The organism is uncultured Flavobacterium sp. (assembly GCF_963925415.1).
Taxonomy (GTDB): domain Bacteria; phylum Bacteroidota; class Bacteroidia; order Flavobacteriales; family Flavobacteriaceae; genus Flavobacterium.
Genome location: NZ_CAWUTS010000041.1, coordinates 1 through 12,829, shown reverse-complemented (window position 1 = coordinate 12,829; position 12,829 = coordinate 1). Strand labels below are relative to the sequence as shown.

Here is a 12,829-nt window from a genome sequence, read left to right as displayed (position 1 = left end):
AAAAGCTAAGTTTTTAAGTGGTGGACAAATGCAGCGCGTAGCTTTAGCAAGGGTTTTAGCGCTAGAGCCTCAAGTACTATTGTTAGACGAACCTTTTAGTCATATTGACAACTTTAGAAAAAACAGTTTGCGACGAAACTTATTTCGTTATTTAAAAGAGCATAACATTACAACTCTAATAGCATCTCACGATAAACATGATTATTTGTCTTTTGTAGATGAAATTATTGTTTTAAAAGAGGGTAAACAAATTGCTATGGGATCGCCAAAAGAATTATTTTATAATCAATCAAATTTTTATGTAGCATCTCTTTTTGATGATGTTAATGAAATCAAATCTCGTTATTTTGAAGGGGATTTAAAGGATTCTATTTTTGTATATCCCAATCAATTGCAAGTAGTGGATGACTCAAAATTACAAGCAATTGTAAGCCATAACTATTTTAAAGGGACTCATTATTTGATTGAAGCTCAATATGAAAGTGGCACTTTATTTTTGGTTAATGATGATCTTATTGAAATAGGAAAAAAAATACATGTAAACATTAAAAAATGAAACATAAATTAGCTTATTTTGTATTATGTGCAAGTACGATTTTATTGATATTAAATCTGTATGATTTTATTGTCAATAATGAATATGAAGGATTTTATTTAAGGATTTTATCAAACATTTTGTTAATTGCAGCTATGATTTTTACCATTAGAGCCCGAAACAAACTAAATAAAAATTAATTTTGAAGCTTATGCATCAACTGTTTTTTTTTTAGGACAAAACGAATGATATAAAAAAATCTCCAATTTTTCAATTGAAGATTTTTTAATTATATTTTTTGTTTTTTATTTTAAACCAAAACCCATTCTCCTTTTGCAATAAGTTGTTCAGCTTTTTTGTATTTCATGGTTTCTGTTTTTCCACTCATTACATGCTTAATTGTAACCGAATCATTTCGATTGATTTTTGGCGAATCACGCACAATAGTTTCTGTAACTTGAGGTCTTTGACCTGCCATTTCACCTGCCTGTTTATTGTTTTTGGCTGTATCGTTAATTTCTGTAGATTCTTTACTTTCTTTATAATTACTTTCTCTACGAACTTGTTTTGCTTCTTGTATCTCATTTGGATTTTGAGAAGGTAAATCTCCTTTAAACAAGAACGAAATTACTTCTTTGTTGACATTGTCAATCATTCGTTTGAATAGTTTAAATGCTTCAAATTTATAAATTAGTAAAGGATCTTTTTGTTCGTGTACAGCTAATTGAACTGAAGTTTTCATTTCGTCCATTTTGCGTAAATGTTTTTTCCATGCTTCATCTACAATTGCTAATGTGATGTTTTTTTCAAAATCACCGACGAGAGATTTTCCTTGAGTTGCATATGCTTTTTCAAGATTGGTAACTACGTTTAATGATTTAATTCCGTCAGTAAAAGGAACTACAATACGCTCATATTTACCGTTATTGTTTTCATAAACATTTTTAATAACAGCATATGCATCTTGAGCATTTCGAATTACTTTTTCTTCATAATGAGCTAAAATAGCTTTGTATGTTTTTCCTGTTATTTCTATTTCCGAAAGTTTATTAAACTCACTTTCTTCAATGGGTGCCGTTACAGAAAAACAACGTATCAATTCAAATTCATAATTTTTATAATCTCCAACAGCTTTGTTCTCTTGTACTATTAATTCACAAGTATCATACATCATATTTGCAATATCTACTTTTAAACGTTCGCCGTGTAAAGCATGTTTTCTTCTTTTGTATACTACTTCTCTTTGGGCATTCATAACGTCATCATATTCTAATAAACGTTTACGAACTCCAAAACTATTTTCTTCTACTTTTTTCTGTGCACGTTCAATAGATTTAGTCATCATAGAATGTTGAATTACTTCACCTTCTTCTAATCCCATTCTGTCCATTACCTTGGCTACTTTTTCGGAGCCAAATAAACGCATTAGGTTATCTTCAAGAGAAACATAAAATTGTGAACTTCCTACATCTCCTTGACGACCCGCACGGCCACGTAACTGTCGGTCTACACGACGTGAATCGTGACGCTCTGTACCTACAATTGCCAAACCACCTGCTTTTTTTACTTCATCAGACAATTTGATATCCGTTCCACGACCCGCCATATTGGTTGCAATAGTAACTACTCCTGGTTTTCCAGCTTCTGAAACGATTAAGGCTTCATTTTTATGTTGTTTTGCATTTAAAACGTTGTGCTTAATACCACGCATTTTTAACATTCGACTCAATAATTCAGAAATCTCAACAGATGTAGTTCCTATTAAAACGGGACGCCCAGCATTCGATAGTTTAACAACGTCTTCAATAACAGCGTTAAATTTTTCACGAACAGTTCTGTATATTAAATCTTCTTTATCATTTCTAGATATGGCTCTGTTTGTAGGAATTTCAACAACATCTAATTTATATATTTCCCAAAACTCTCCAGCTTCTGTTACAGCAGTACCTGTCATTCCGGCTAACTTACTGTACATTCTAAAGTAATTTTGTAAAGTAACCGTTGCGAATGTTTGAGTAGCGGCTTCAATTTTTACATTTTCTTTAGCTTCAATGGCTTGATGCAATCCGTCAGAATAACGACGACCATCCATTATACGGCCAGTTTGCTCATCAACAATCATTACTTTATTATCCATAACAACGTATTCTGTATCTTTTTCAAATAAAGAATAGGCTTTTAATAATTGCGTTAAGGTGTGAATACGTTCTGATTTGATTGAAAAGTCTTTAAACAATACCTCTTTTAGTTCTGCTTGTTCTTCAACACTAAGTTCTGCTTTTTCGATTTTTGCAATTTCAGTTCCTATATCGGGTAAAACAAAGAAAGTTGAATCGGTGTCTTTAGATAAAAATTGAATTCCACTGTCAGTCAGTTCTACTTGATTGTTTTTTTCTTCAATAACAAAATAAAGTGCTTCATCTATTTTTGGCATTTCACGATTGTTATCGGCCATGTATTGATTTTCTGTTTTTTGAAGCAATTGTTTGATTCCTTCTTCAGACAAAAATTTAATTAATGCTTTGCTTTTGGGTAGTGATCTGTAGGCTCTTAAAAGTTGAAAGCCACCATCTTTAGTGTTTCCTTCTTTTACCAATCTTTTGGCTTCGGTTAAAAAACCTGTTGCTAATTGTTTTTGTAAACTAACCAGGTTTTCGACTTTAGGCTTTAATTCACTGAATTCTTGACGGTCACCTTGAGGAACTGGACCCGAAATGATTAAAGGTGTACGTGCATCATCAACTAATACCGAATCGACTTCATCTACTATTGCAAAATTATGTTTGCGTTGAACCAAGTCTTCTGGAGCATGAGCCATGTTATCACGTAAATAATCAAAACCAAACTCGTTATTTGTTCCATACGTAATGTCTGCATTGTATGCTTTTCTTCGTTCAGGCGAGTTGGGTTGATGATTGTCAATACAATCAACAGTCATCCCATGAAACTCAAACAAAGGTGCTTTCCATGTACTATCTCTTCGTGCTAAATAATCATTTACGGTAACCAAGTGAACTCCGTTACCTGTAAGGGCATTTAAATAGAGTGGAAGAGTAGCAACTAATGTTTTTCCTTCTCCTGTTTGCATTTCGGCAATTTTTCCTTGATGTAAAACCACACCACCTATCAATTGCACATCATAATGGATCATGTCCCACGTAATAGCTTTACCAGCAGCATCCCATGAGTTAGCCCAATTGGCCTGGTCACCAATAATAGTGATGTATGATTTTGTTGATGATAATTCAATGTCTTTTGCAGATGCTTTTACGGTTAAAGAAGTATTGTCTTTAAAACGTTTTGCAGTTTCTTTTATAACAGCAAATGCTTCGGGTAAAATGTCGTTCAATACGTTTTCAGCAATTTCGTAAGCTTCTTTTTCAAGAGCATCAATTGCAGTATAAATATCTTCTCTGGCATCTATATCAACAGTGTTTTCGGCTTCTGTTTTTAATTGATTAATTTGGGTGTCCTTATCTGCTTTGGCGTCTTTAATTTTTTGTTTAAATTCGGCTGTTTTAGCTCTCAATTCATCATGAGAAAGAGCAGTTAACACTTTTTCAAAAGTGTGAATTTTAGCTACGAGAGGTTGTATTATTTTAACATCTTTTTCGGACTTATCGCCCACAAAAGTTTTTAATATTGAATTTAAAAAACTCATAATAGTTTGTTTTATCTAATGGTTTGTAAATATAACCAAAAAAAAAGCCTCAGTTAGAGACTTTTTCTTGGGTTATTATTTTTTATTTTTAATATTCATCCTCATTCCAAAGATAATCTTCGTCTGTAGGATAATCAGGCCAAATTTCTTCCATTGATTCGTAGATTTCTCCTTCATCTTCAATAGATTGTAGATTTTCAACTACTTCTAAGGGAGCTCCCGCTCTGATAGCATAATCAATAAGCTCATCTTTGGTAGCAGGCCAAGGGGCATCACTTAAATAGGATGCTAATTCTAATGTCCAATACATCTTTTATCAATTTAAATTTGTGCAAAAATAAAATTTTAACTTAAAAAAGCAAGTTTTTTTTGATTTATTTTATAATTATTTTTAAGAACGTCTTTTTTTTAGTTTTCAGTGTTCAGTTTTTAGTGTTCAGTAATTAGTATTAAACTACATACTTAATTGCATTAAACAGTAACTGATTACTATAAACTTACTTCCTAGGAATCCATTTTACTTCTTCAGCGTTTAAGTCTAAAGTCAACTTTCGTGCCAACACAAAAAGATAGTCAGAAAGTCGGTTTATGTATGTCAAAACCAGTTCGTTTAAAGGCTCTAAGTCGTTTAAATGTACCGCTAAGCGCTCTGCTCTGCGACAAACACAACGGGCAATATGACAATATGACACAGTAGTATGTCCGCCAGGCAATACAAAATGAGTCATTTGTGGCAATGCTTCTTCCATAGTATCGATTTCTTTTTCAAGAAATTCTATGTCAGTAATTAGTAAACCTAAATTTTGCAGTCTTGGTTGTCCGTTTTTAAGGGTTTCTTTTTCTGGTGGTGTTGCTAAAATAGCTCCAACGGTGAATAACCTGTCTTGAATTTCTGCTAAGACGTCTTTATAAGCACCATTTATTTCTTGGTCTCGTATTAGTCCAATATGCGAATTAAGTTCGTCTAAGGTACCATAACTTTCAATTCTAATATGGTGTTTGGATACTCGTGTGCCACCAAAAAGAGCAGTTGTTCCCTTATCTCCTGTTTTTGTATATATTTTCATTCTTTCGCGCTTTTATTTGAAATAATTTTTGATGGTTTTTAGAATTGGGGTATTTTTTATGCAACACTTTTAAAATAATGTATAACATAATAATAGTTGTCAATAAATAAATCATACTTTATTTTTAAAAATTCAAATTTAGACAATTAATTCTAATAATGAGCTTACAAATAAGTCTTGTGAGTTAGCGGCTAAATTAAAATACAAATCGGGCTCAATGCATTCTATTTCCATTAATTGAATTTGGTTTTCAATTATAATGCCGTCAACTCTTGCATATAACAAATCTCCTTTAATTGTATTTACTATATTTTGTGCTTGATTTATTAATTCTTGTTTGGGATGCACTAAAGTATATGTTCCTCCAAATTGAACTTGGATGCGAAAATCATTTTCAACTGGTTTTTTATTGATGCAATGGGAAAACTTTTTATTAAAAAAAATAAATGAAGTTTCTCCAACTGTTTTAATTTCAGGCATAAATTGCTGCAGTAATAATTCTTTTTGTGAAGCTATTTTTTTATATTTTTTTGAAACAGCAGCACTATTTTTTGCATCAAAAAGCTCAGTTAAATATGAACCTGCAGAAAAAGCAGGCTTTATAACCGCTTTAGTCCAGTGACTTGGCAGAATTTCTGTTAAGTTTAAATCTTCAGTTTTTTTTATAAATAGGGTTGGAATTATTTTTATGCCTGTACTTTCAAGCTCTTTAAGATAAAATTTATGTTTATTTTTTTGAATTATCTCAATAGAATTTAGGGTTTTTACGCCTATAGATTCAATGTGATTTAACCAGCTGTTAAAAGCATCGTGTTTTTCATAATAATCCCATGTGTTTCTAAAAACTAAATAATCAAAGTCTGACCAGTTAACAGTTTTATCATCCCAAATAACAGCATGTGCATTGATTTTATGTTTTGCTAAAGCAGGAATTAATAGTTGATCTGATTTAGTTAAGTTAGGTAGTGCTTGACAGGTTAATAGTGCTATTTTCATGGTCTTATGTATAGATCAAAGATAATTGAACTTTTTTAAATGAAAACCAAACAGTTTGTTTTTATAATTATTTAAATGTGGTATCACTTTCGATAATGCCATCTCTTAAACGAATAATTCTGTGGGCATATTTTGCAATTTCTTCTTCATGGGTAACAAGAATAACGGTGTTTCCGTTGGCATGAATTTCGTTAAAAAGGCTCATTATTTCTAGAGAAGTTTTGCTGTCCAAATTTCCCGTGGGTTCATCAGCTAAAATGATGGATGGTTTATTAACTAAAGCACGACCGACAGCTACACGTTGACGTTGTCCGCCTGAAAGTTGATTGGGCTTGTGATCCATTCTATCGGCAAGTCCTACTTGAGTTAAAACATCTGTTGCACGTTCGTTTCTTTCTGATTTTGAATACCCTGCATAAACCATTGGCAAGGCAACGTTGTCTAGAGCTGTTGTTCTTGGCATTAAGTTAAAAGTTTGAAAAACGAATCCGATTTCGGTATTTCTAATGCCAGCTAATTCATCGTCAATCATTTCGCTTACTAGCTTTCCATTTAGTAAATACGTACCTGCAGTTGGGGTGTCTAAACAGCCCAAAATATTCATTAAGGTAGATTTTCCTGAACCTGAGGGGCCCATTAATGCAACATATTCTCCTTTTTGTATGGTTAAATCAAGACCTTTTAAAACATAAACGATTTCGTTTCCTAGTGGAAAATCGCGTGTTATTCCTTTGATTTCTATGATGGGTTGTGACATTTGATTTTTGATTACCGATTAGCAATTACTACATATAGAATTGACCTATAAGTAGAATTATATGTAAAATTGTTACACTTATTTTTTTTTTTGCCGTTTTTTAAGCAAATTAAACTCGAATAACAAAATGTTCTTTTTCTTGTTCTGCCCTAAAAAAAACAAATCCCCATTGAAATGTATCAATCGTTACTTTTATTTTAGGATGATTTTTTATGGTTTCCCAAGTTTTTTTAGTTTCGGCCGACTGATGAATGCCGTTGAAAATCCAAACAGACGAATTGGTTGTGGTAATGAGTAATTTTTCAAAATAATCTAATGATTCTTTATTTGAAATTGTTTTATTGAAAACTATAAGTTGGTAAAAATCTTTTGATAGTTGTTCGTTGATCAGATAGTTTTCAAAAGTTGTGATTTTTGTATTTACAAATGCCGCTGCCGAAGTTAATAGCCCATAAGAAGAGCCAATTTCTAAAATGGAATTGGGTTTAAAATATTGAATCACCCGAAACAATAATTGAATTCTTTTTTTTGAATGCTTGGTGTAGTCTTTTGTTAAAACTGTTTTTGGGCAGTTATTTAACGCAAAATGTTGAAGGTATTTTGTTTTGTCATAAAAACAGCGGGTGACCAAATTGTACACAAATGGTGAATGTAGCCCATGATGGTTACTGGATTTTTTAAGAAAACTTAAATATGATATTATGATATGTAACATAGTTTTTGCCTCTTAGCCAATGGGGTCAATACCTTGATGAGTATTATTCCATTTTTGCACTTAATTCAAACCAACGTTCTTCTTTAGTCTCCATTTTTTGAATTATAGTTTGCAATTCTTTTGCTTTTAATTCAATGGCGTTATCTGCTACTTTTCCGTCTGTAAATAATTGTTCGATTTTAGTTTTTTCAATTTCTAAATCTTTAACTTCTCGCTCAATTTTTTGAAATTCTTTTTGTTCGTTGAATGATAATCCAACCGTTATGTTTTGCTGTTTCCAATCCTTCTTTTCGGCTTTGTTATCTTCTTTTTGTTGTACTTCGGCAGAGTCTTCATAGGCTCTAAAATCTGAATAATTTCCTGGAAAATCTTCTACTAAACCATCGCCGCGGAATACAAATAAATGATCTACAATTTTGTCCATAAAATAGCGGTCATGTGAAACAACTAATAAATTGCCTGGAAAATCTAATAAAAAACTTTCCAACACATTCAAAGTTACAATATCTAAATCATTTGTAGGTTCATCAAGAATAAGAAAATTAGGATTTTGAATTAATACCGTGCACAAATACAATCTTTTTAATTCGCCACCGCTCAATTTTTCTACAAAATCGTATTGTTTTTTTGCATCAAACAAAAAGCGTTCTAATAATTGAGATGCTGATATAATTTTACCTTTGGTCAGTGGTATATATTCACCATATTCTTTGATGATATCAATAACTTTTTGACCAGGTTTGGGGTTAATACCGCTTTGGGTATAGTATCCAATTTTGATTGTTTCACCCACAATTACTTTTCCAGAATCTAGTGGAATTGTTTGAGTTATGATGTTTAAAAAGGTCGACTTTCCTGTTCCGTTTTTACCAATTATCCCGATACGTTCACCCCGTTGAAAGGCGTAGGTAAAATCATCTAATATTACTTGGTCTTTGAAACTTTTGTTTAGCTTAACCATTTCAATGATTTTGCTTCCCATACGTTCCATATTAATTTCAAGCTCAACTACATTTTCTTTTCTGCGGCTTTCAGCTTTTTCTTTAATTACATAAAAATCATCTTGACGCGATTTTGATTTAGTTGTTCGAGCCTTTGGTTGTCTTCGCATCCATGCCAATTCTTTTACAAAAAGATTTTGAGCCTTGTCAATACTTGAATTTTCTGATGCAATTCGCTCTTCTTTTTTTTCTAAATAATAGGAATAGTTTCCTTTATATTGATATAGTCTTCCATTGTCTAGTTCAATGATTTCGTTACAAACACGTTCTAAAAAAAAACGGTCGTGAGTAACCATAAATAAGGTTATGTTTTCTTTGGCAAAATAACTTTCTAACCATTCAATCATTTCTAAATCTAAGTGATTGGTTGGTTCGTCTAATATTAATAAATCGGGGCGGCTAATTAATATAATAGCCAATGATAAACGTTTTTTTTGTCCACCAGAAAGACTTTTTACTTTAATTTTTAAATCTTCAAGTTTTAGTTTAGAAAGAATTTGTTTGTATTGCGTTTCAAAATCCCATGCATTAAATCGATCCATATCATCAAAAGCTCTTTGATACACTTCTTCATCTTCTGGATTTTCTAATGCTTTTTCATAATTCGAAATAACTTTTAAAACTTCATTGTCTGAGGCAAAAATGCTTTCTTCGATGCTTAGTTCTTCTTGCAAATTATCATTTTGAGACAAAAAAGACATTTTTATGTCTTTTCTAACCACTACGTTTCCTGTATCGGGTTCGTCAAAACCATTAAGCATGTTCATAATGGTTGTTTTTCCAGAACCATTTTTGGCTATAAAAGCTATTTTTTGATCTTTATTGATTCCAAACGAAATGTTTTCAAACAAAACACGTTCGCCATAAGCTTTTGATATATTTTCTACAGAAAGGTAATTCATAATATAGATTAAAATTCAGTCCCAAAATTTTGGGATAGATTATAAAAATGCAAAAGTAGGGTTTTGTTTTAGCTTAAAATAATAAGCAGCTAAAGATTTTTTGAATATTTATTGTAAAAACCTAATATGATGCGTTTGACCTTTAAGACACTAATGATCTATTTGGTTTAAAAAGCATGTTTTTTTTTTATAATATTGAATGTTTATTTTTAATCTTTTTATGCGTGCCGAATGTTTAGATTATAAATAATTTCACATTATATTTGTACTATGCAACTATCTGTAATCATACTCAATTATAACGTTCGATTCTTTTTAGAGCAATGTGTTTTTAGTGTTCAAAAAGCATTAGAAGATATTGATGGCGAAATAATAGTCGTTGATAATAATTCATCTGACGACAGCTGTGCCATGATGAAATCTAGTTTTCCAAACATCAAATTAATAGTAAACAAAGAAAATATAGGTTTCCCTAAAGGCAACAATATAGGAGTTGCACACGCCAAAGGAGAATATGTTTGTATATTAAATCCAGATACTGTTGTTGCTGAAGATACTTTTAAAAAGCTTTTGTCCAATTGCATTAAGCATCCATCTCATGGAATAACCGGTTGCAAGTTAATCGATGGTACCGGAAATTTTCTTCCAGAATCAAAACGAGGCTTGCCAACTCCTTGGGTTGCTTTTACAAAAATTTTTAGTTTGTATAAAGTTTTTCCAAAATCGAGGTTGTTTAACCGTTATTATGCCCAGCATTTATCTGAAAATCAATCCGGAAAAGTAGCTGTATTGGTTGGTGCTCTCATGATTATGAAACGCGATTTGTACAACCAAATTGGAGGTTTTGATGAAAACTGTTTCATGTATTCAGATGATATTGATTTGAGTTATGTAGTTTTAAAATTAGAAAAAAACAATTATTATTTTCATGAAACTTCTGTAATCCATTACAAAGGCGAAAGTACGGTTCGTGACGGTTTATATATGAAACGATTTAGTGATGCCATGCAATTTTTTTATAAAAAACACTTTAAGAGATCAGTTGTGTTTGATGTAATGATGCGAATTGGCTCATTGTTTTTTAGTTTAATCAAAAAAAATGAACAAAAAAACTTTATAGTAATTGCAGATGAATATATCGTTTTTTCAAAATCAGATTTAAAACTTAGTTTTAATAAAAAAACAACTTATTATTCGGATTTAAATACTTTTACTAATGATTTAAATAAAAACATTCAAATTATATTTAATACTAATTTTTTTACATTCAATGAAATAATTTCATTTATGGAAGCGCATAAATCAAAAAATATTACTTTTAAAAACTACTTAAAAAAAGCTAATTTTTTAATAGGAAGTAATAATTGCAATGATCGAGGTGAAATAATTCAAAATGGTTGATGCGTAAAAGCAAATAATATTCTCATATTAGAGGTAAATAGTCAAAATTTATATTAATTTTGCAATGTAATTTTAAGAATCAATCGATATAGTAGCAATATGGCAAAATTTGAATTAAAACTTCCTAAGATGGGAGAGAGTGTTGCAGAGGCAACTATAACAAATTGGTTAAAAAATGTTGGAGACCCTATAGAAATGGATGAAGCTATACTTGAAATAGCTACAGACAAGGTAGATAGTGAAGTGCCAAGTGAGGTTTCGGGAATTTTGACCGAAATTCTTTTTCAAGTTGATGATGTAGTTCAAGTAGGTCAAACTATTGCCATTATTGAAATCGAAGGCAAAGTTACAGAAACAACTGAAAAGCTAGTTGCAGCCGAAATAACTGAAGCTGTTAGTCAAATAGAAGGCGAAATTTTTAATGCCAAAATAGATGTGAGTTTAACGCCTCGTTTATCTCTTAATGGTTCAGACAAATTCTTTTCTCCTTTAGTTAAAAATATAGCAGCAGCAGAAGGTGTTACGGTAGATGAATTAAATAAAATAAGCGGAACAGGTAAAGATGGTCGAGTAACCAAAAATGACATATTGTATTTTGTGTCTACAAAAGATACCGTTAAAATTTTTGAAATTAATCAGCAAGCTTCAGCTAGTAAAGGTGCCTCTTTAGAAAAAAGTCAAGCATCTCAACCCGCTACAATAAATCTAAAACCAGAAACTAATAATGGTGATGAGGTTATTGAAATGGACAGAATGCGTAAGCTAATTTCTGGATACATGGTTGCTTCTTTGCAAACTTCGGCTCATGTGCAATCTTTTATTGAGGTAGATGTGACCAATATGGTTAAATGGAGAGAAAAAGTTAAGGGATCATTTGAAAAACGTGAAGGCGAAAAATTAACCTTTACACCTTTATTTATGGAAGTTGTTGCAAAAGCAATAAAAGACTTTCCAATGATGAATATTTCGGTTAATGGTGAAACCATTATCAAAAAGAAAAACATCAATTTAGGAATGGCAGCTGCCTTACCAAACGGAAATTTAATAGTTCCTGTTATTAAAAACGCAGACCAATTAAATTTGGTAGGTATGGCAAAAGCAGTAAATGATTTAGCCAATAGAGCCCGAACCGGAAAGTTAAAGCCAGACGATACACAAGGAGGAACATATACGGTTACTAACGTTGGAACATTTGGTTCTGTATTTGGTACGCCTATAATTAATCAGCCACAAGTAGGGATTTTAGCCCTTGGTGCTATTCGAAAAATGCCTTCAGTTATTGAAACTCCAGAAGGAGATTTTATTGGAATTCGTCAAAAAATGTTCTTATCACACAGTTATGACCATAGAGTAGTAGATGGCGCATTAGGAGGAAGTTTTGTAAAACGAGTAGCCCAATATTTAGAAGCTTGGGATATTAACAGAGAAATATAACAGAATTGAACATATTTTATGCTTTGGTTTTTTTCAAAAATTTTACACAAAGTTTTGAAGTAATTTTTCGATGTTTTTTTCGACACAATTTTGGAGCTATGGACGCTAACGTCAGGCTCGGCTTTGTCGTCGTTCCAAGAGGAGCTTGCTTTGAATTGGAATGCGTCAAAGCCGACTGTTGGGAGAACGTCGTGCGAAAGCAACGATGTTTTACCAACTGTCGAGCGTAGCCGAGCCTGACGTTGGGAAAAAGAGTCCCGAAGGGCGATTTTTCCCAACGTTAGGCCGCTTGGCGATGTGGCGGATTAAGGAAGCCTAAACTTTCGGTTTATTACTGAACTTTCAGACACAAAACCATCT

At 31.9% G+C, this 12,829-nt stretch carries 11 protein-coding genes; 4 read left to right on the top strand and 7 right to left on the bottom strand.

What is annotated here, in order from left to right; translation table 11 throughout:
* A partial coding sequence (locus AABM47_RS03235) for an ATP-binding cassette domain-containing protein (RefSeq protein WP_338409488.1) occupies positions 1-556 on the top strand: 556 nt, incomplete at its 5' end.
* On the top strand, positions 553-735 hold the full coding sequence (locus AABM47_RS03230) for a hypothetical protein (protein WP_338409487.1): 183 nt from the start codon (positions 553-555) through the stop codon (positions 733-735). The genes AABM47_RS03235 and AABM47_RS03230, both read left to right, overlap by 4 nt.
* A 110-nt stretch (positions 736-845) precedes the next feature.
* On the opposite strand, the gene secA is transcribed toward AABM47_RS03230, so the two are convergent.
* The 7 genes from secA to AABM47_RS03195 form a co-directional block, all read right to left on the bottom strand.
* A complete protein-coding gene (secA, locus tag AABM47_RS03225; protein ID WP_338409486.1) occupies positions 846-4,196 on the bottom strand; it encodes a preprotein translocase subunit SecA in 3,351 nt (1,116 codons plus the stop codon).
* An 88-nt stretch (positions 4,197-4,284) separates the two neighbouring features.
* Entirely contained in the window at positions 4,285-4,506 is a 222-nt protein-coding gene (locus AABM47_RS03220; RefSeq protein WP_022828503.1) for a DUF2795 domain-containing protein, read from the bottom strand.
* Positions 4,507-4,693: 187 nt separating this feature from the next.
* Positions 4,694-5,263, bottom strand: a complete 570-nt coding sequence (locus AABM47_RS03215) for a cob(I)yrinic acid a,c-diamide adenosyltransferase (protein ID WP_338409485.1) — start codon at positions 5,261-5,263, stop codon at positions 4,694-4,696.
* A 138-nt stretch (positions 5,264-5,401) separates the two neighbouring features.
* On the bottom strand, positions 5,402-6,259 hold the full coding sequence (locus tag AABM47_RS03210) for a hypothetical protein (protein WP_338409484.1): 858 nt from the start codon (positions 6,257-6,259) through the stop codon (positions 5,402-5,404).
* A gap of 67 nt (positions 6,260-6,326) precedes the next feature.
* Positions 6,327-7,016 (bottom strand): ABC transporter ATP-binding protein, encoded by a 690-nt coding sequence (locus tag AABM47_RS03205; RefSeq protein ID WP_338409483.1) that lies wholly within the window; start codon positions 7,014-7,016, stop codon positions 6,327-6,329.
* 109 nt (positions 7,017-7,125) lie between these two features.
* Positions 7,126-7,731, bottom strand: coding sequence for a class I SAM-dependent methyltransferase (locus tag AABM47_RS03200; RefSeq protein ID WP_338409482.1), 606 nt, complete (start codon positions 7,729-7,731; stop codon positions 7,126-7,128).
* A gap of 43 nt (positions 7,732-7,774) precedes the next feature.
* Entirely contained in the window at positions 7,775-9,634 is a 1,860-nt protein-coding gene (locus tag AABM47_RS03195) for an ABC-F family ATP-binding cassette domain-containing protein (protein ID WP_338409481.1), read from the bottom strand.
* Between the two features lie 270 nt (positions 9,635-9,904).
* On the opposite strand from AABM47_RS03195, the gene AABM47_RS03190 reads away from it, so the two are divergent.
* Complete coding sequence (locus AABM47_RS03190; protein ID WP_338409480.1) at positions 9,905-11,035, top strand: glycosyltransferase family 2 protein; 1,131 nt, start codon at positions 9,905-9,907, stop codon at positions 11,033-11,035.
* A 99-nt stretch (positions 11,036-11,134) separates the two neighbouring features.
* On the top strand, positions 11,135-12,469 hold the full coding sequence (locus AABM47_RS03185) for a dihydrolipoamide acetyltransferase family protein (RefSeq protein ID WP_338409479.1): 1,335 nt from the start codon (positions 11,135-11,137) through the stop codon (positions 12,467-12,469).
* Positions 12,470-12,829 lie beyond the last annotated feature (360 nt).

Bases quoted from the DNA above. Each gene is read 5' to 3' on its own strand.
- AABM47_RS03230 (WP_338409487.1), top strand. From the start codon at position 553: ATGAAACATAAATTAGCTTATTTTGTATTATGTGCAAGTACGATTTTA.
- secA (WP_338409486.1), bottom strand. From the start codon at position 4,196: ATGAGTTTTTTAAATTCAATATTAAAAACTTTTGTGGGCGATAAGTCC.
- AABM47_RS03220 (WP_022828503.1), bottom strand. From the start codon at position 4,506: ATGTATTGGACATTAGAATTAGCATCCTATTTAAGTGATGCCCCTTGG.
- AABM47_RS03215 (WP_338409485.1), bottom strand. From the start codon at position 5,263: ATGAAAATATATACAAAAACAGGAGATAAGGGAACAACTGCTCTTTTT.
- AABM47_RS03210 (WP_338409484.1), bottom strand. From the start codon at position 6,259: ATGAAAATAGCACTATTAACCTGTCAAGCACTACCTAACTTAACTAAA.
- AABM47_RS03205 (WP_338409483.1), bottom strand. From the start codon at position 7,016: ATGTCACAACCCATCATAGAAATCAAAGGAATAACACGCGATTTTCCA.
- AABM47_RS03200 (WP_338409482.1), bottom strand. From the start codon at position 7,731: ATGTTACATATCATAATATCATATTTAAGTTTTCTTAAAAAATCCAGT.
- AABM47_RS03195 (WP_338409481.1), bottom strand. From the start codon at position 9,634: ATGAATTACCTTTCTGTAGAAAATATATCAAAAGCTTATGGCGAACGT.
- AABM47_RS03190 (WP_338409480.1), top strand. From the start codon at position 9,905: ATGCAACTATCTGTAATCATACTCAATTATAACGTTCGATTCTTTTTA.
- AABM47_RS03185 (WP_338409479.1), top strand. From the start codon at position 11,135: ATGGCAAAATTTGAATTAAAACTTCCTAAGATGGGAGAGAGTGTTGCA.